Genomic DNA, 20,100 nt, shown 5'->3' with positions numbered 1-20,100 from the left:
CCTAGTATGTTAGATTTAACATTTTTAAAGTCCCATGAACATATAACTTCACCCCATTTTGTAAAGCCTGTTCATCGACTGTAAATTTAGGATGATGGTGAGGATATATAATCCCTTTTTCTTCATTACGAGCCCCTATTCCCATATAAGTTCCTGGAACTACTTCTTGAAAAGCAGAGAAGTCTTCACTTCCCATAATCGGCTTTAAAATCTCTCGACTTTCTTCACCAAATACTTCACAAACCGTTTCGTCCATCAATCGGGTAATTTCTTCATCATTAATGATAGGAGCATAACCAAACTGATAATCGAATTCATATGTAGCTCCATGTGCTTCAGTAATCCCTTTTACTATCCGTTCGATAAAATTCGGGATTTCTACCTGCAGCTGTGGATTAAAGCTTCGAACTGATCCACCAATGCTTACCTTACTTGGAATAACATTAATCGCACTTCCCCCATGGAACTGAGTCACTGAAATCACCAGAGCATCCTGGGCATCACGATACCGCGAAACAATGTGCTGAAGATTCGATACCACCTGTGTTCCAATTGCAATTGGATCGACGGTAAGTTCAGGCTGTGAGGCGTGCCCCCCTTTCCCCACCAAGGTGATGTTAAAAGTATCGGCCCCAGCCATTATCGGACCGTAACCCAAACCAATTTTCCCTAGAGGAAGAGTCGACAAGAGATGGGTGCCAATGATCATATCAACCCCATCAAGCGCACCAGCCCTCACCATTTCTTGAGCTCCACCTGGCGGCAGTTCCTCAGCATGTTGAAATAAAAAACGCACCTCCCCTTTAATTTGCTCCTTTATCTGTGTAAAGATTTTTGCTGTTCCGAGCAGCATCGCCGTATGCCCATCATGTCCGCAAGCATGCATGACTCCTGAATTCTGTGACACAAAGTCAAAATCGTTTTCTTCTTCAATTGGAAGCGCATCCATATCTGCCCGAAGTGCAATGACCTTCCCAGGCTGCTGACCGATCAAACGAGCCATTATACTCGTTTTTGTCGGACGTGAAATTTCCAATTCACCAAAAGTTTGCAGCTTTTCATAAACAAATTGTGCTGTTTTTTCCTCCTGAAAAGACAGCTCCGGATACTTATGTAAATATCTTCTCCAAGCAATCACTTCATCTTTAACAGCCTCGATCAAATCATGAATCATTATGGTTTGAGACATACGCTACAACCCCTTTTCGTTTGATTTTAAACAGCAACCCTTAATTTAGGTTAGTTTAAGGAAAAAATTCCTTAAATAGAGTATAATCTCATACAGTCTTCATTACAATATTTTTTGAAAATTCCAAACCATTTTTCCCACACTAAAAAAGCACCCAAATTATGGGTGCCTGTAATTCATAATAATTGATAAATCTTACTCGGCCTTCCTCGGGTGGCATTAGCCTCTTCACCAACGCATTGTGCCAAATCAACTTCGCACATATCCGCAACAATTCGCCGTACATTACGCTCTGTCATCTCTAGATGTGTCGCTAAGTCCTTTGTAGTAAAATCACTCCAGCCCATTCTTTGAACAAGCGCCGATATCTTCTTATACGTTTTAACACTGATATTTCCGTTTTTCAACTTTTCTATAAGGGGTTTATTATGGGTACGGGTATCATATTGCAGTTCTTTCTTTTTGCCTGGTGATTCGATTATTTTGCCATCATCTTGAATAATCACAATTTCTCGCTTCTTCATCTCTTTTGAATGTTGAATAGCACGAAAAGCATTGATTTCCGCCGAATAGGCAGTCTCGCCGAAGCCAATTCCAACTGCAACGGTTGTATCTGCTTCAAAAGCCAATTTTTCAATCGTTTCTTCGAGCGTAATGATTTCTCGTTCAATTGCGCCGCGAGAACTAAAAATCATGTATCTTCCATTCCCTTTCTCTGAAAAGGAACCATTTATTTTTTCACCAAGTTGAATCAACATTTCTTTTAGCCGAAGCTCCAAGTACTGTAAATGATATGGAGTTTTCATTTCCTCTGCCACTTTATTAAAATATTCGACTTCAATGATTTCGACTCCGATTTGTGTATCCTTAAAGTAGGATGCTTTTACTTTTTCAGAAAGAATTCGAAGAGTTTGCCTCACTTCCATCTTACTCATCGACATACGGTAGGCTGGAATGCCAAATTCCCTTAAAGCTTCACACACGGAAGGAAAACAAGAAAAAGCGCCTTCTGTCTTTCCCGTATTCCATAAATCCAAGTGAAAATGTACCAATTCATCCGTATCAACATCTGTCTCAAACACTTTCGTATAAATCTTTTGGGTTTTTATATTCAACTGTGACAAAGCTTCTTCGCTAATATTATTTGAGGACATAGTATCGATACTTAGATGCTCAATGATTTTCCCTTGTTCATAGATCATCTCTAAAAAGGATTTATAAAAACCAGATTCCGTAGCTGGGACATGGACCATTATTTTATCTGTACATAGTGTTTTTCCCGCAATTTCATAGGGAAGTGGACCAGAAAAAAGCCATGCATGTACATGTGAATCATGTTCCTTTACAATATTCTCTACCTCTTCGGTCCTTACATAGGGCAAAGAGATGAATTCCAACTCATGTTTATATTCTTCTGCCGCGGCTAAAATTTGTTCTATAGAAGTTTTTAGACCGACAAGTCCGATTTTATACATCCAGTAATCGACTTCCTTTACCATCTGTAATAGATTCATTGTTATTTGTAGAATATCCTGGTTTAATCCAAGTCATGATATGTAATCCTAATTCTTCTGCTGTCTAACTATTGTTTCAATTTGTATGAGCCCTTGTTTTTATTTTTTTTGTTACCTCTTGATCATATCAGCAGCAAAAAGAAAAATGTGGTAGCCAATGCTTTAGTATATAGTTGTATTCATACCCACGCCAAATTTTTTTCTCTTATGTCTCATTTTATCATGCAACATGAAGGAAAAATACGTTGTATTCGTTATTCATCTATAATCACTGCACGGATAAATATAGTTAATGATTCACCACGCTATGTACCTTAAAGTAGGATACTAAAGTTATTTAATAGTTTAATTATGTTTTTTAAAATAGGTGTTTTGAAGAAATATTGTTATAAACCCCTAATATGAATGCAAAACAAAGAAGGGGATAGAGCCGCCTTCCAGTCACATCATCTCTTTAAGTTTATTATTTTGTTAACAACTTTTATTCGGAACATCTCCTCTTAGGTACGATTATAATGTCCGCCCATAACAATAAAAAAGCTGCCTCAATGACAGCTTCGCATTTCTGGAATCCTCTACGAATGACCCAATCCAGCCATACTTATTACTGGTCATAGGCAAATCCGCAGGAGCAATGATTTTTCCCAAATAACAGGTGGTAAGATGCGGGGAATTCATGATTGACCCGTTGAACTTCATGTGCAAATTCCTTACTATCTTTAGGTACTGTTGAAAGTGCATCCGCTTTTTCTTGTGAATCAATATTAGCTCCTGGCGGTACAAACCTACCAGGCGGTATTCGAACGCCATTTGTTACTACTGCATTATAAGAAATAAATGCGCCTCTTCCTACAATTGCCGTATAAACAATGGAATTAAAACTAACAAATACCTTATCTGCAATATAACAAGGCCCATGGAAAATCGCACCATGAGCAATGGTCACTTCATTTCCAATGAATATTGAATAGCCATTTGTCCCAACTAAAATCCTTTTATTGAATAATCCATGTAAAATTACTCCGTCCTGTATATTTGAATTGGATCCTATATAAAAAGGAGTTCCTTCATCCGCACGTATACTTACATTAGGCGCTACATAGACATTGTTACGAATGGTAACATCACCTATGACACTGGAAAACTGACTGACAAATGCTGTTTTATCAATTTTAGGAAAGCGTTGAACAGGATTTAATGAAGTAATGGGATTGGGGCTTATAAATGGTTCAAAACAGTGAGAATGGTTATTGGAAGAGGCGTTTGATCCTTTTTTTTCACCCAAGCAATTACCTCCCTCACAATCTATCGGGCTTAATTATTTTATGCAGGAAGATGGGTGGCGAAAGGGCTATCATTCATGTATCCATCCCTTTCCTGCAGTACAGACGATAGAATTTTTTAGTCTTTGCCTTGGTATAGAAATAGATATTTCGCGTATTAGAAACTAAGGATAATACCTATCGATCCTGTTATGCACCTGCGAGTTTGTAAATCAACCAAAAGAATCACGAAGTTTCTTCGCCACTGGGGATCTAAAACGTGAAATATACCACAATCAATACAGATATCAATGGAATTAAAAAGAATGCCCCCTTTTAAACAAAGATCATCCTCCTTAAACTAGCCTTATTTACTCTGTTCGTTACAGCGGGGGAGCTTTTAGCAGAAACCGCCATATCCTTGGACCGCTCCATTACCGCTACCATAACAAGTAGCTCCAACAATGATTAAGAGTATAAACAATACGACTATAAAAGCGAAACCTCCACCAATCGTTATCAGAATCACAATTTGTGATGACCACAATTTGACAATAGAAACATCTCCTTCTTTGTTTTAAGGAGGAATTAATTAAATGGTTCCTTTACTTTATGTTCTAATTGGGATATTGGCACAAGAACGTCAAGGTGTTACTTCTTTAACATATAAATTTTACGAGGTCTTCCCCGAGGTGATTGAAGTTCTTCTCCTTTATACTCCACTAAACCGCTTTCACTCAAACCACTCATGATTCTCTGGGCATTTCGAACGGTCATGGATAAATGGGAAGCTAAATCCGAGGAAGTGAAGCCATCCCAGCCCATACGATCGATCAATGCTTCTATCTTTTTATACGTTTTCACACTAATGTTAGCCTGATTCAATTTATCCAGCAGTTCTTTATCATTGGAACGGAAGGTGTATGCCAATTGTTCTTCTTGACCTACGGATTCGATCATTACACCATCTTCCTGGATAACAACAATTCCAGAACTTTCTTTCTTTTTTGAATGACGGATCGCCTTGCGGGCATTGATTTCTGCCGATGCTGCCGTTTCACCAAAACCAATGCCGACTGCAACAGAAACATCCATCTCAAGGGCCAGTTGTTGAACGGTACTTCGCAAGCTGCCAATTTCCCGTTCAATGGCCTTTCGTGAACTAAATATTTGATAGCGTCCGTTTCCATTTTCGATGAGGGATCCATCTAATTTTTCGCAAAATGTAAGCAATGTTTGTTTAATCTTAAGCTCCAAATGCTGCAGATGGTAACGAATATTAACCTCGTCAACAAATTGATCAAACTGATCAATTTCAATGATTTCGACACCTATCTGGCTATCCTTGAAATAAGTACTTTTTGCCTTTTCAATTAAAATCTTGACCGCTTGCCGAATTTCCATTTTGGTCATATTAATTTTGTAGACAGGAACACTTTCCTTCTTCAAGGCCTCATAAACAGATTGTAAAACGGTAAGGACACCATGTACCTCCCCTTCCCTCCACAACTGAAGATGAAATTGGACAATTTCTTGATAATCATATTGTTCATCAAATGTTTTTACATAAATATGTTCAGTGGAAATCCCCAGCTCTTGCAGCGACTCATGAAGAAAAAAGTCTTCCAATCGAATCATATCGATGGACAACTTATCGAAAAAATGTTTTTGATCTGCAGACATTTGTAATAAACATCGATATAGACTAGATCCTACAGGGGGACAATATGTAAAATTAGCCTCTGAATCCAACATTCCTTTTGCTATTCTATAGGGTACCGGTCCAGAGAAAAACCAACCATTTACTGTACTTTGATGTTTTTTTATAATATCCGTTACCTCACGTGCATCTTCATATGGAAAATCAATAAAATCAATTTCATGTTCAAATTCATTAGTAACATCCCGAATTTTCTTTAAAGATGAAAGTGGACCAACAACCCCAATTTTATACAAGTTTATTTCACCCCTACATCATACTATTCGTTTTATTATATCAAAATAACCAACCCTAACAGGGAATAAAAATGATATCCAAATATACAAGCATGGTAAAGCACCGTTTGACATGAATAAACGGTGCTGCTTAATATGGTTTATTTATCTATCGTAAGTTCAAGAATGGCAGGATTTAATCATTCAATGATTTCGCATTCCATTGTTTACTTCACAACAATTACCAGAAAATAATTTCCCTTTATTCAGAAAATTTTATTGAAATAGATTATTCTTAATTATATAATACATTTAACGAAAATAGCGCTAAATATTCGTTAAATAAAAAGCAGTATATTTGGAAGAGATTAATGAAAGTTCACAAAGGATGAAAGACGCTAATTTGAGTTTAAGGCAGGTTTAGAGAAAAGTTTATAAATGGAATGGTGCAAAACGCACAAACTACAAATGGAAGAAGGTTTAGGAGGAGAATGTAATGGAACAAAAAGTAATCAAAGATACAACTAATCTTCAAAATCAGAAAACGGGTGGTTTTTTCAATAGAGTAGAGCGAATAGGAAACAAAATCCCCCACCCCTTTATCTTATTTATTTATATGATTGCCTTTTTATTTGTTGTAACCGCTCTCTTATCCGTTTTCCATGTTTCGGCATCGGACCCCATTAGTGGAGAGAAAGTGGAAGTTCAAAACCTTTTAAGCCGTGAAGGCATCCAATGGATTTTGCCGAATATGATTAAAAACTTTTCAGGATTTTTACCATTGGGATCTATTTTAGCCCTAATGCTGGGAGTGGGACTCGCTGAAAAGGTCGGATTGTTAGAAGTTTTGATTCGGAAAATGTCGTTAAAGGTCTCAGGGAAATACGCAAGTTATTTAGTTGTATTTGTTGCCTTCTTCAGTCATGTTTCTTCTGATGCTGCGCTTGTCATCATGCCTCCCCTTGGAGCTTTGATTTTCCTTGCTGTGGGACGGCACCCTGTTGCAGGCTTGCTCGCTGCCATTGCTGGGGTTGGTTCAGGTTTCACTGCCAACTTATTAATCGTCACAACAGATGTCTTGCTTTCAGGAATCAGTTCGGAAGTAGCGAAAGGCATGAATGCAAATTTGACCGTTAATGTTACGGATAACTGGTTCTTTATGGCGACTTCCGTTCTCGTACTCACGGTAGTTATATCCTTGATTACAGATAAATTTGTTGAGCCGCGTTTAGGAAAGTATGAAGGTGGCGGTAAACATAAAAAATTGGAGCAATTAACGAAGCAACAAAACAAAGCACTCCTGGCTACAGGTATTTCAGCATTGATTTTTATAGCTGTTATGGCCATTCTAGTCGTTCCAGAAGGAGCCCTATTGCGAAATCCAGAAACCGGAGCCATCCTCCCTTCTCCATTCATGTCCGGAATTGTCGCAATCATCTTACTCTTCTTTTTTACAGTTTCCATTACTTATGGAGTTAAGGTGGGAGCAATCAAGAAACAAAATGACATTCCGGAATTATTGGTAGACCCAATTAAAGGCATGGCCGGATTCATTATTATGGTTTTCCCGCTTTCCCAGTTTGTCGCTTGCTTTAACTGGAGTAATATGGGTAAGTTTTTGGCTTTATCCATCACAGATCTGTTGGAACAGCTAAACATAGAAGGTGCACCTGTCCTAATAGGGCTAATGTTCTTATCTGGACTTCTTTCCATGTTCATTGCCAGCGGATCGGCAATATGGTCTATATTGGCACCCGTTTTTGTCCCAATGTTCATGGTATTAGGCTATCATCCTGCCTTCGCCCAAATGTTGTTCAGGGTAGCAGATTCATCTGTACTGCCATTGGCACCTGTATCTCCATTTGTCCCACTATTCTTAAGTTTCTTACAAGAGTATCGAAAAGATGCAAAACTAGGAACTTATTATTCTCTTATTTTGCCTTACCCGATTATCATCTTCATCATTTGGACATTATTGGTTGTGGTTTGGTATTTCCTTGGCCTCCCAATTGGTCCCGGAGTATATCCGAAATTACCGTAATTTGAAAAGTCCCAAGCGCCCCGTATGTCCCTTAAGCGACTTGAGGGGCTGGGCCGCTTGATATAGACACTAAATCGTATGATACGAATTATCATCAAATAAAATTAGGAGTGAAACGAATTGGATATTATTTCTTTAAGACGTGATCTTCATCAACACCCGGAAGTTGGCTTTACGGAATTTCGTACTGCTTCAAAGGTAGTGGAAGCACTAACTTCCCTAAAGTATAACGTGATATTTGGAAAAGATGCTTTAGATGGTGATTCTCGCCGTGGAGTCCCCCCTATCGAAGTATTAGAGGAAACATTTAATAGAGCATTACAAGATGGTGCCAATCCAAAGATCCTCCAAGAAATGGAGGGTGGATATACTGCCGTCATTGGTGTATTAAGAGGAAAAATGGCTGGCCCAACCGTAGCTTTCCGCTTTGATATGGATGCATTGCCTGTTAAGGAAAGTACTGATTCTGACCACTTCCCGCAACAAAACGGTTTTCGTTCAAAATATGAAGGAAATATGCATGCCTGTGCACACGATGGCCATACAGCCATTGGCTTAGGACTTGCTGAAAAATTAGCGGATGGTAATTTCGCAGGAACCGTAAAGCTTATTTTTCAACCAGCTGAAGAGGGCGTACGCGGTGCCTATTCAATTGTACAAAAAGGAATTTTGGATGATGTGGATCATATATATTGTCTGCACCTTGGCACAGATGTCCCTCTAGGAGAATTTCACGGTGGGTCTTCCGGATTTTTAGCAAGTACGAAAATGGCTGCACATTTTCATGGGGTATCTTCTCATGCAGGTGCTGCTCCTGAAAAAGGTAAAAATGCATTATTGGGAGCAGCCACCGCATTGTTAAATATTCATGCCATTCCTAGATTCAGTTCAGGCTCGACCCGTGTGAACGTAGGTGTTCTTAATGGAGGAACAGCCGCTAATATTATTCCAGCACATGCAAAAATGATCATTGAAACCCGATCTGTAACCGAAGAAGCAAATGCTGAAATGGAGAAACGTGTTCGAAATATCGTGGCTCATAGTGCAGGTATGCATGAGCTTGAACATGAAATTGAAATTATAGGACAAGCAATTACGATTCGCTGTGATCAAGAACTTGTCGAACTGGCCATGGAAGAAGCCAGGAATGTAGATGGTTTTTCAACAATCGAAGCATGCAGGAAATCCGGTTCTGCGGGAAGCGAAGATGCAAGTTTCATGATTCGAAGAGTACAGGATAATGGCGGGAAAGGGACATATATGATTATTGGGACTGATATTCCTGCACCACATCACCACCCTAAATTTGATATTCAAGAAGAGGTTTTACCAAGGAGTGTAGAACTTTTGAATCTTATTGCTAGACGGCTTTTAAAATAATTTTTCAGTATATTTATAGGAAGGAAAGAGTGAAAAATGACATATGTAAATAGACTATCGGAAATCATTGAACAAAAAAAAGAAAAATTCATTGAAGTCAGTGACTGTATATGGAATTTTGCAGAAACACGTTTTGAAGAATATCAATCTGCTGAATTGCTATGCAAAACATTAGAAAGCGAAGGATTTTCTGTTGAAAAAGGTGTTGGAAACATAGAAACGGCATTCATCGGCAGCTTTGGAACCGGTAAACCTATTGTGGCAATCATGGGAGAGTTCGATGCATTGTCAGGTATGAGTCAAAAAGCGGCTACGGCTAAACAGGAGCCACTAGTACAAGGTGAAAATGGCCATGGCTGCGGTCACAATTTACTTGGTACGGGATCTTTAGCTGCAGCTGTTGCAGTGAAGGATTATATGGAAGAGAATCATATAAATGGGACAGTTCGTTATTATGGATGTCCTGGAGAAGAAGGCGGATCAGGCAAAACCTTCATGGTCAGAGAAGGTTTGTTCGATGACGTTGATTTTGCATTTTGTTGGCATCCACTGGATGTTAACGGCGTCATGTCGATGGATTCACTTTCCAATTTCCAAGTGTATTATAAGTTTAAAGGCAAAAGCTCCCATGCAGCAGCATCACCACATTTGGGACGGAGTGCTTTAGATGCCGTAGAACTTATGAATGTTGGCGTGAACTATTTAAGAGAGCATATTATCCAGGAAGCAAGAGTCCATTATGCAATAACGAATTCAGGTGGATTATCTCCTAATGTTGTCCAACAAGATGCTGAAGTTCTTTATTTATTACGAGCTCCAGAAGTTTCACAAGTTCAAGATATTTACTTAAGAGTTTGTAATATTGCTAAAGGCGCTGCCCTGATGACAGGAACTGAATTGGAAATCGTTTTTGACAAAGCCTGTTCCAATGTTATCCAAAACACTGTGTTAGATTCCGTCATGTATAAGAATTTTCAAGAATTAGGCATTCCACAACACGATGATGATGAAAAACAGCTTGCCAAAGAAATCCGCGCCACCTTAACCGAACAAGAAAGGAACAGTACAATCAATCCATTTAAAGATAATCAAGATGATGCACTGGCAAATTGGTTAGAACCCATTGAGGGCCTCCAAGCGCCATTAACAGGTTCATCGGATGTGGGAGATGTTAGCTGGATTGTTCCTACTGCCCAATGCACAACGGCTTGTTTTGTTCTTGGGTCACCTTTGCATAGCTGGCAGTGGGTTACACTGGGATCAACATCCATTGCCCATAAAGGAATGCTTCATGCCGGCAAGGTTATTGCGGCAACTGCAGTAGAAGTACTTCAAAATCCGGAATTAATTGAAAAGGCAAAAACGGAACTAAAAGAACGATTACAAGGAAAAAGCTATCTCTCCCCTATCCCGCAAAATGTAAAACCTTTAGTAAAAAGATGAAGACTAGATTACTGAGTTGCCGTAATCGTAAATTGTTCGCAGCCAAACTCGATTTCTTCGAATTTTTCTAAAGTCTCAGGGATCTTCGATTGGAAGATCCCTTTTCCATTTGTGCTTATGAGCTCGCCGTTAAGATCAGGAAAGACCCAGTTTCGAAAATCTCTAAGATTCATAAAGATTAATGGTAAGAAGCTTATCCCTTCATATTCAACAAATATCCTTCAATATCGGGCTTACTTTTTAACATAACTATCACCTTTTCAGGGTCACTCTTTTGAAGATCTGCCAATTTGATTTTCATTTCTTTCTTGCGAGGAAAGTAAGTGGATATGATAAATTTGATAAACTCCCAGTCTAGTTTTTCATGGCAGCCTTTAGCCATATCAGGCCTTGTTTTACCTAGATTAGACAACCAGCGTTTTATCACACGGTAAAGGCAAACACCGAGGGGAAGTTCTAAATAAATAATCGTATCGGCTAGCTCCGAACGCAGATTTAAAGAATGACTATAGTTGCCTTCCATGATCCACTTGTCATGACTCACTACTTCCATTTGAGCAGAAATAAAATCCTCTAAAGGAGCCTCCACCCAGCCAGGTTTCCAGTAGAATGTATCCAAATGATATACCTCGATATTCAAATGATCTCCAAGCCTTCTTGCAAAAGTAGATTTCCCGACACCCGCGGACACTCCGATAACCATGATACGTTCCATCGATATACCATCCACTCTCCCCTTTTATGTTCATAAGAAAAGGCGACCCTTCTTGAAGAAGAATCGCATCAGTTTCAGAAAATGAAGTATGGTTGCTGCGATGTCCTGTCAAAGAACAAGCCAGCCTTACATTTTATCTCTATTAAATCAGATGCCCTAAATGTTTCTTTACCTCGTAATCAACAAGTTTTTCATCTTTCTTAATTCGTGCCAGATAATCCGGGTTGGCTATAAGCGGACGGCCAATCGCCGCAACGTCAATGATGCCTTTTTCCAGTGCTGCTTCCGCTGTTTCAGGATCAAGCCCGCCCACACCGACTATGATTCCATCCCAGTGGCTGCGTACCAATTCATGCATGGTCAATCCTCTTGCAATCGGTTTGGTAAATTCCATCGTGGATGGGTGAATCATTTTGACTCCTGTTTCATTGAACGCTTCAATAAATGTTTGGATCGCTTTTTCAGGGTCTTCCCACATATAAGACGGCTGGTCAATTTTCAAAGCCGAGAAACGAATAAGGGTACGTTCCGCTCCTACAGCATCAATAACTGCTTTTAGCACTTCCTTCATAAATGTCAGACGCTGTTTTAAATCACCACCGTACCGATCGGTCCTTTTATTGGAGGTGTCAGAATTGAACTGGTCTATTAAGTAGCCATGTGCACCATGAATTTCAACGCCGTCAAAACCAGCAATCATTGCATTCTTTGCAGCTTGTTTATATTGGTTCACAACTTCTGCAATATCCGTCTCTGTCATTTCTTCAGGAGTGTCAAAAGGTTTGCCGAATCGTGAAACCTTACCTTCTGCAGCGATAGGTGACGGAGCCTGCGGAGGAAGTCCTCCTGCAATTTCATGGTGGCTTGCACGGCCCACATGCCAGATTTGCGCAATAATCGTTCCGCCTTCAGCATGTACTGCTTCCGTTACTTTTTTCCATCCGTCGATTTGCTCTTGAGTATATATACCGGGAACTCCAGGATTGCCCTTTGCTCTTGGTGAAATCACTACACCTTCAGTAATGATAAGTCCGATTCCATCTTGAGCCCGTTTTCGGTAATATTCTACGGTCAGGTCATTCACAACACCAGTTTCGTTATCGGCAAACGACCGAGTCATAGGAGCCATTGCCGTTCTTGTTTTTAAGTTCCATGCACCTATTGTTACAGGTTCAAACATTTTGGTTTTTATTGTTTTCATTTGAGTTCCTCCTGTTAACCGCTTTACCTGAGCTGAATTTTAGTAACTTTCATTGTGTAAGATTATCCGATAAGTGGTTAGTTTTCAAATAATTCACTCTGATTTTTTCGTTTTTGATGAAATATGGTAATAAAGACCAGTAAAAAAAACCAGACAGAGAAACTCCATTCCCTGCTGGCTAATTTATCTTATTGGTCTCGTGCTGTTCTGATAAAAAACGATACGATCAAACCAATGATTGCAAGGACAAGGCCGAAAATAAAGGCATCTTGAACGCCTGCAGTCAATGAACCGCTAATGGCAGACGGATCGAACGGATCTTCTGCATTTGCCATATAATTTTTTTGGGATGCTGACATGATCGTAATGGCAACGGTTGTACCGATGGCCCCCGATACTTGTTGCAATGTATTCATTAGAGCCGTTCCATCCGGATAAAGATTTTTTGGCAGTTGATTCAGGCCATTTGTCTGGGCCGGCATCATGACCATCGAAACACCAATCATAAGGAGGGAGTGCATGACGATTACCATTATGATCGTCGTTTCAGTCGTTACGTTCGTCAAAGTCCATAACATGACAATCATGATAATGAAGCCTGGAACCACTAACCCTCTTGGACCGAACTTATCAAAAATGCGCCCCGTAACCGGAGACATGATACCATTAAGCACTCCACCCGGCAATAGTACCAGCCCAGCAGAAAACGCAGCTAATGCAAGCCCGGTTTGCAGGTATAGCGGTAAGAGAATCATGGATGACATGATGATCATGAAGGTGATGAAGACGGTTATTAACCCAAACGTGAACATCGGGTATTTAAAAACGCGCAAGTCAATCATTGGTTTATCCATATTGAATTGCCTCACAGCAAACAGGAATAACGCTATAAGTCCAACAATGATCGAGGATAAAACGATCGCATTGCTCCATCCTTGCTCTCCAACAATACTAAAGCCATAAACAATTCCCCCAAAACCAATGGTCGATAAAATAATGGATGGTACATCGATTTTAGGTTTGGTGATTATTGAAACGTTTTGCATATACTTGAGACCGAATAGTAAAGCGATCACAAAGAACGGCAAAGACACCCAGAAAATGTAGTTCCATTTTAGATTTTCAATAATCAAGCCTGAAACTGTCGGTCCGATGGCTGGGGCAAACATGATCACCAGCCCCATCAATCCCATCGTCGCTCCCCTTTTATGAATAGGAAAAATCAATAAAATGGTATTGAACATGAGAGGCAATAAAAGACCCGTTCCGATTGCCTGGATGACCCGGGCTAGCATCAAGATGCCGAACCCGGGTGCAATTGCTGCAATGAGCGTCCCAATGATGGAGAACACCATTGAGGCAATGAATAATTGACGAGTATTGAACCACTGAATCAAGAGTCCCGAAACGGGAACCAATATCCCCAATGTCAATAGGTAACCCGTTGTTAGCCATTGCACGGTTGAAGGACTGACATTGAATTCTTGAATTAGATCTCCCAGCGCCATGTTTAATGCCGTCTCGCTGAATAACCCGATGAACCCTGCTATTAAAAATGCAATTAATATAGGGGTCGTCCTAATGACAGGGTTTTGTTGCTGTGTTGCATCTGCTGACATAAAATAATTCCTCCAATTACTAACTGTTCGACCTAAGCTTAAGATAATTTTTCCGCATGACTTATTTATTTATCAGCAATAATGGTATCTGTTCCGCAATGGCTTGGAGAGGTTCCCCGTTTTTCGCCGTTAAGGATAAAAGGATACCCCCTTCAATCAAAGCATTAATTACGATACTCAATTCTTTTGCCCGTTTCTCACTGAAGTCCGCTTCGAGTAATTTCTTCACATAAATGGATTGCCAATCTTCCATCGCTTCTTGACAGGCCATTCTTATCTGCTCACTCGTCGTATATGTTTCCGCTGCAATCGTCCCGATTGGCAGTCCTAATAGATTTTCACTATGACCAAAAACCTCGGATAAATGAAAAATATGAGACTGAATGGCTTTAATAGGGTCTTCAATTTCATCAAACCCCCGTTTAATTTCATCTATCACGAATTCCTTTGTATGAATAATCGCCTCAATCGCCAATTCTTCTTTACCTTTCGGAAAATAATGATACATCGAACCTTTTGGGATACCACTTTCCTCAATAATGTCCTTAAGCCCCACACCGTAATATCCACGTATACGAAAAAGTCTGGAAGCAGCTTCAATAAGAATGTCTTTCGAGTTTCGTTTCTCTGCCATAGCTGGATCACTCCTTGAAATTATATCAACCGGTCTATTAGAGACTATACTTGTATATCATTGTTTTGTCAAAGATGATACTTATGTATGCATGGAATATCGATTAAAACTCATTGGAAACAAAACAAAAAAGAACACCTCATAATGGTGTTCTCTGCAAGTTTAAAAAATCGAGAAAATCAATACCTTCTTTAAATAACCCGGAATTTTTTAAAACGCTTCCATTATTAATCAAACACATCAGCCTGCCTCAATATCTTCAAGGATTTTTGTCATGATTTTTGAAATCAAGAATAGCAATTACAAACATGCCAAAGCTTAGCATCAGGGAAATAACTTCGAAAGTACCCATTCATACATCGCCTCCTTATATCCAGCTTTTCCTGATCAGAGATTGTCCTATACAAGAAAAAGATGAAGCAGCGGCTTTTAAACAAAAATAAGCAAACCCAATCAGGGTCTGCCCTTGTACTCCATTCGAATTTCTTTTCAAAAGACCGATCGCTCTTAATAACCAAGTTTTTTTTCTACAACGTTCATTAAGGGTTTACCATCAGAAAAAAGCTTTAAATTTCTAAGGAATAATTCCATCACACGATCTAGGTGCTTGGAAGAGTTGTAAGCATTATGTGGGGATACCATGACGTTTTCCAGCTGCCAAAATGGGTGGTCCTTAGGTAAAGGTTCTACTTCAAACACATCCAGAGCCGCTCCTGCTATGTGCCCATTGCTCAAGGAATGAATTAAATCTTCATCGACAATCGTATTACCTCGGCCGACATTAATTACATAACTGCCTTTTTTCATTTTATTTAAGCGTTCTTTATTGAAAAAGTATGAAGTATCTTTTGTAAACGGAAGGGCCAAGACGACAAAGTCGGACATGGAAAGGACCTCATCCACTTGATCCATTCCCATTATCAAATCAGCAGGTTCATATTCGGTGTTCCTCTTGGTGGGATTCCGGCGGCACCCAATAACGGTCATACCCAGCGCTTTACATCTCTTGGCTATCTCATGGCCAATATCACCATACCCAATTATCCCCACTTTCGCATTTTCAAGATCTTTCACTGGAATTTCAACCCACGTTTTGTTTATTTGATTTCTGATCATTGTCGGTACGCCTCTTGCTAACGAAGATAGCATCGCAATTGTATGCTCGGCTATCGGGACAGATGTGCAGCCTTTGACATTGGTGATGATGACATCGCTGTTTTTTATATCTTCATTCAGCATGGCCTCCACTCCAGCACTGTCTGAATGGACCCATTTAATCTTTGGAGCTTTTTTTATAATGTTAAGATTATCATGAAGCCCCATCGTATATAGGACATCAAACTTTGTTAAATCAACCGTTGGCTGTGGTTCGGGTTCGCCGAATTCCCATGGCTCGACAACAACTTCCGAACAAATCTCCTTAAACTGATTGATGTATTTTTCCGGTATATCGACCCTGATATAAAGTGAAGGTGCTGCTTTCTTAGAAGCGGACATTATAAAACCTCCTCAAGAACATACGATTCCTTTTTCCCTCTTTTACGGGAAGGCAATCCGTTGGGATTATACCATGCCGTGCTTCATGGTCACTTCAAGAAATCTGGTTGCTCTTTTCTGATCCTTTCCCACAGAGGCTGGAAACTCAGCCATCCCTCATATTCCGTTCCCGTTTGTTCTGCAGTCAATTTTGCATACTCTTCTTCTATAAAAATCGGCTTACCTACAGATTCAGCCATTATCTGTGCTTGACATGAACGTTCCATCGTTATGAACCACCAAGCAGCTGAATCTACAGATTGGCCGACCGTTAACAATCCATGATTGCGGAGAATGACAGCTTTGAATTGACCTAAAGCCTTCGCGATGCGTTTACCTTCTTCGGATGCATAAACGACACCAGTAAAATCATCAAATAATGCATGGTCATTGTAAAATTGGCAGGCATCTTGCGTAATCGGATCTAACAGTCTCCCTAAGGAAGACCATGTCTTTCCATAGACCGAATGAGCATGTGCCGCTGCAATCGCATCCGGCCGTGCTTTATGAATTTCAGAATGAATGGCAAAGGCAGCACCATTAATAGAATGTTCACCCTCTACAATATCACCTTTATGATTAACCAATATAAGATCCGAAACGGAAATTTGACTAAAATGCATCCCAAACGGATTGACCCAGAAATGGTCTGTATATTTAGGATCACGGACCGTAATATGGCCTGCTATCCCTTCATCGAAACCAAACTTTGAAAAAAGGCGGAATGAAGCTGCCAAGCGTTCCTTCCTGTGAATGCGTTCTTCTTCCATTGTATTGAATGTTGCCGGTTGCAGGGAAATTGTCTTTGTCATATTTCGTTCCTCCTCGAATCTTTTTCCGTTTTTTTGCTGAAACATTAATTAGCCATGGTATCCATGTCAGCTTTGCCCTTTATATCTTGCTTTACTTCACTTTCATTTTTATGATCATTATTGGAACTTAGGAGAGTGATCGTAGTAATGACGACAAAACTAGTAGCGAGCCCGTACAGAATTGGTTGAGTGGAGGAAGGTCCATTAATCACCAATCCGACAATGATAACGATCATGCTGGCGAGAATCGAGTAAAATGCCGCTGTAGCCGTGACCCTTTTCCAAAAGAAACCAAGGATGATCGGAAAGAACACAGCTCCGGATAAAATTGCGTAAGCTACATCCAATGCAACTAAAATATCTTGAATCCAAATCGAAACGATTATGGTCAATACACCAATCGTTAAAGTTGTAATTCGGGATGTTTTTAAAAATTGTCGTTCACTCATTTTTGGACCAATATATTTTTTAATGATGTCATTAACAACTAAAGTGGACGAAGCAAGCAAAGTACCTGAAGCTGTGGACATAAGAGCAGATACCACACTCGCAATGACAACCCCCAATAGACCAGCAGGTAAAGTTACCATCGCTATACTGGTAAATGCATTTTGGGGATCGCCTAAATCAGGAAGGATAATAAAAGCGCACATTCCAATGATACTGATTGCAATCGCATAAAAAACACTATATAACCCCGCTCCAATCGTTCCGCCACGAGAAACAGCTTTGGTTCGTGCAGTGAATAGACGCTGCCAAATATCTTGGCCAACAACTACCCCGAGGGTAAATAATAGGAAATATTGAAAAATCGTCTCTCCGCCAATGTTCCCTAACTCGAAATGTGATGCTGGGAGATTTTCTTTAAGCGAGCCCCACCCTCCTGCCTTAGAGATGCTCATCGGAAGCATGATAAAGAAAATACCGATCGTCATGATGACGAATTGCACGACATCAGTCATTGTGACTGACCACATACCTCCTAATATTGTATAAAATAAAACGATCCCGCCCCCGACTATCATGGAAACCGTTAAATTCCAGCCAGCCAAAACATGTAAAATTGTCCCCATCCCGATCACTTGCGTTACAGTCAGCATGAATGTATAGATAACAGAGACAAGGGCACTGATCAATCTTGTCTGAGAGTTGTAGCGTTTCTCAAGCATTTCACTGATCGTCAATACTTTTAAATTAAATATCTTATTTGTTAAAAACAGCCCGATAGCGATAATGCCGAGCCCGATCATCACCACTAGCCAAATACCGGATATCCCAAACTGATAACCTAACTTTGCTGTTCCTAGAGTGGAAGCCCCCCCTAATATCACAGCAGCTAAACAGGATAAATACATAAAATGACCAAGATTGCGTCCTGCCACAATGAAATCATCTGCTGTTTTTGCCCGTTTGGATCCGATTACTCCCACAATGATTAAAACAGAAAAATATAGAATCATGATCGATATATCCAAAATATGCATGTACACATCTCCTTTTGGGCTTGTATTGTTCTTATCGCTTTGTAAAAAGGGAAGAAAGGAATTACAGCTTCCTTCCTTCTCTATAGTTAAATGAGGAAACTAATTATTAAGCTGCGTTTCCAAATCTCCTACTCTCTCTGTCTTCTCCATTTTCCCTTTTTTTGCGAGTGCGATGAGAGTGATGAATTCATAGACAATATTAGCGGCTGCAGCAGCCGTGATTTGTCCGTGATCGTATGATGGTAAAACCTCCACAAGATCGAATCCAACAAAATCTATATTCGTCAATCCTCTTACCAAGGCTAAAGCATCATCAATGCTGGCACCGGAAACTTCTGGAGTCCCCGTACCCGGAGCATAAACCGGATCTAAAAAATCAATGTCGAAAGATAAAAACACCGGACCATTCGCAACACGCTCATGAATGACCCTTAACATCTTTTCGACCCCGATACGCTTATAATCGTTTGTCGTGTAAACTCCCAAACCTAAATCCCGGGCATCCTGAAGATCTTCGGGTCCGTACAGACCGCCCCTCATACCAATTTGAAGAGATCGCGATACATCGATGAGCCCCTCTTCTATTGCGCGGCGAAAAACGGTTCCGTGATTATACTTTTGATCAAAATAACTATCCCAAGTGTCAGAGTGAGCATCGAACTGAAGCAGGGCAACGGGTCCATGTTTTTTTACGATTGCACGTAACTCCCCTAGTGTAATGGAATGATCGCCTCCCAATGAGATCGGAATGATCCCTTTTTCAATGACGGGAGTAAGCTCTTCTTCGATCTTTTTATATGTTTCCGAAATATACCCCGGGATGATCGGAACATCGCCATAATCAATTCCTGATATATAGTCAAAAATATTAATATCTTGTTCTGGATTATAAGGACGTAAAAGGATTGAAAAATCGCGAATGGCTTCTGGACCGAATCTCGCACCCGTCCTAAATGATTGCCCGGAATCAAATGGAATTCCCGTAATGACAAAATCCATATTTTCATCTATCTGTTCAACAAATGGGAGCCGCATAAACGTACGCACTCCACAAAAACGGGGTGATTTGAATGAGTCTTTCGGTTGATACTTCTTCATGTAACATCCTCCTAAATTCTAATTCTACTATTAATTTTTTCAATCCATTGCATTTGCAGATGTCATACAAACTTCCATCTTTTCTAATAGAATGGATATTCATAACACCCTTGGTTGGAAATTCCCTTCTTACCTTTTACATAAGCAAGATTCAGGCCAACTATTTCGCTGCGGTATATAAGGCTTTTCATTATTTTGTTTCATCAAATGATTAAAAACTTAATCATTTTCTTATTT

Annotated in this window: 17 protein-coding genes; 3 read left to right on the top strand and 14 right to left on the bottom strand. The window is 39.9% G+C overall.

The genetic code is table 11. The features are described 5' to 3' along the window. Nucleotide 1: 1 nt before the first annotated feature. The 5 genes from AC2YHV_RS23295 to AC2YHV_RS23275 form a co-directional block, all read right to left on the bottom strand. Complete coding sequence (locus AC2YHV_RS23295) at nt 2-1,189, bottom strand: M20 family metallopeptidase (RefSeq protein ID WP_487374270.1); 1,188 nt, start codon at nt 1,187-1,189, stop codon at nt 2-4. 176 nt (nt 1,190-1,365) lie between these two features. Then, complete coding sequence (locus AC2YHV_RS23290; protein WP_230134414.1) at nt 1,366-2,664, bottom strand: hypothetical protein; 1,299 nt, start codon at nt 2,662-2,664, stop codon at nt 1,366-1,368. Nucleotides 2,665-3,307: 643 nt separating this feature from the next. Beyond that, nucleotides 3,308-3,988, bottom strand: a complete 681-nt coding sequence (locus AC2YHV_RS23285) for an LbetaH domain-containing protein (RefSeq protein WP_487374269.1) — start codon at nt 3,986-3,988, stop codon at nt 3,308-3,310. 377 nt (nt 3,989-4,365) lie between these two features. After that, a complete protein-coding gene (locus tag AC2YHV_RS23280; protein WP_487374283.1) occupies nt 4,366-4,521 on the bottom strand; it encodes a YjcZ family sporulation protein in 156 nt (51 codons plus the stop codon). 95 nt (nt 4,522-4,616) lie between these two features. Then, a complete protein-coding gene (locus AC2YHV_RS23275; protein WP_098185642.1) occupies nt 4,617-5,921 on the bottom strand; it encodes a helix-turn-helix domain-containing protein in 1,305 nt (434 codons plus the stop codon). Nucleotides 5,922-6,396: 475 nt separating this feature from the next. On the opposite strand from AC2YHV_RS23275, the gene AC2YHV_RS23270 reads away from it, so the two are divergent. From AC2YHV_RS23270 to AC2YHV_RS23260, 3 genes are all read left to right on the top strand, one after another. Then, on the top strand, nt 6,397-7,941 hold the full coding sequence (locus AC2YHV_RS23270; protein ID WP_098864956.1) for an AbgT family transporter: 1,545 nt from the start codon (nt 6,397-6,399) through the stop codon (nt 7,939-7,941). Between the two features lie 120 nt (nt 7,942-8,061). Further along, nucleotides 8,062-9,321: an amidohydrolase gene (locus AC2YHV_RS23265; protein ID WP_487374268.1), complete on the top strand. Its 1,260-nt coding sequence runs from the start codon at nt 8,062-8,064 to the stop codon at nt 9,319-9,321. 36 nt (nt 9,322-9,357) lie between these two features. Further along, nucleotides 9,358-10,764 (top strand): M20 family metallopeptidase, encoded by a 1,407-nt coding sequence (locus tag AC2YHV_RS23260; RefSeq protein WP_487374267.1) that lies wholly within the window; start codon nt 9,358-9,360, stop codon nt 10,762-10,764. A 193-nt stretch (nt 10,765-10,957) separates the two neighbouring features. Here the strand turns inward: AC2YHV_RS23260 and AC2YHV_RS23255 are convergent, their stop codons facing one another. The 9 genes from AC2YHV_RS23255 to speB form a co-directional block, all read right to left on the bottom strand. Beyond that, nucleotides 10,958-11,479: a P-loop NTPase family protein gene (locus tag AC2YHV_RS23255; protein WP_487374266.1), complete on the bottom strand. Its 522-nt coding sequence runs from the start codon at nt 11,477-11,479 to the stop codon at nt 10,958-10,960. 142 nt (nt 11,480-11,621) lie between these two features. Then, nucleotides 11,622-12,680: an alkene reductase gene (locus tag AC2YHV_RS23250; RefSeq protein ID WP_057275595.1), complete on the bottom strand. Its 1,059-nt coding sequence runs from the start codon at nt 12,678-12,680 to the stop codon at nt 11,622-11,624. Nucleotides 12,681-12,868: 188 nt separating this feature from the next. After that, entirely contained in the window at nt 12,869-14,299 is a 1,431-nt protein-coding gene (locus AC2YHV_RS23245; RefSeq protein WP_487374265.1) for an MDR family MFS transporter, read from the bottom strand. Nucleotides 14,300-14,360: 61 nt separating this feature from the next. Then, nucleotides 14,361-14,933, bottom strand: a complete 573-nt coding sequence (locus AC2YHV_RS23240; protein ID WP_487374264.1) for a TetR/AcrR family transcriptional regulator — start codon at nt 14,931-14,933, stop codon at nt 14,361-14,363. Nucleotides 14,934-15,192: 259 nt separating this feature from the next. Beyond that, the gene (locus AC2YHV_RS23235) at nt 15,193-15,285 is read right to left on the bottom strand and encodes a putative holin-like toxin (RefSeq protein ID WP_220126990.1); all 93 of its coding nucleotides are present in this window, start codon (nt 15,283-15,285) and stop codon (nt 15,193-15,195) included. 155 nt (nt 15,286-15,440) lie between these two features. After that, on the bottom strand, nt 15,441-16,430 hold the full coding sequence (locus AC2YHV_RS23230) for a D-2-hydroxyacid dehydrogenase (protein ID WP_487374263.1): 990 nt from the start codon (nt 16,428-16,430) through the stop codon (nt 15,441-15,443). A gap of 89 nt (nt 16,431-16,519) precedes the next feature. Further along, a complete protein-coding gene (locus AC2YHV_RS23225; protein ID WP_487374262.1) occupies nt 16,520-17,326 on the bottom strand; it encodes a class II aldolase/adducin family protein in 807 nt (268 codons plus the stop codon). Then, on the bottom strand, nt 17,326-18,765 hold the full coding sequence (locus AC2YHV_RS23220) for a sodium:solute symporter family protein (RefSeq protein WP_057275591.1): 1,440 nt from the start codon (nt 18,763-18,765) through the stop codon (nt 17,326-17,328). The genes AC2YHV_RS23225 and AC2YHV_RS23220 overlap by 1 nt, the downstream gene beginning before the upstream one ends. 99 nt (nt 18,766-18,864) lie before the next feature. Then, nucleotides 18,865-19,863 (bottom strand): agmatinase, encoded by a 999-nt coding sequence (speB, locus tag AC2YHV_RS23215; RefSeq protein WP_057275590.1) that lies wholly within the window; start codon nt 19,861-19,863, stop codon nt 18,865-18,867. Nucleotides 19,864-20,100 lie beyond the last annotated feature (237 nt).

The sequence above is a fragment of the Peribacillus sp. SRI_006 genome, assembly GCF_057586375.1.
Note: the sequence above shows the minus strand (reverse complement) of the source record. Positions and strands in the feature narration are given on the sequence as shown.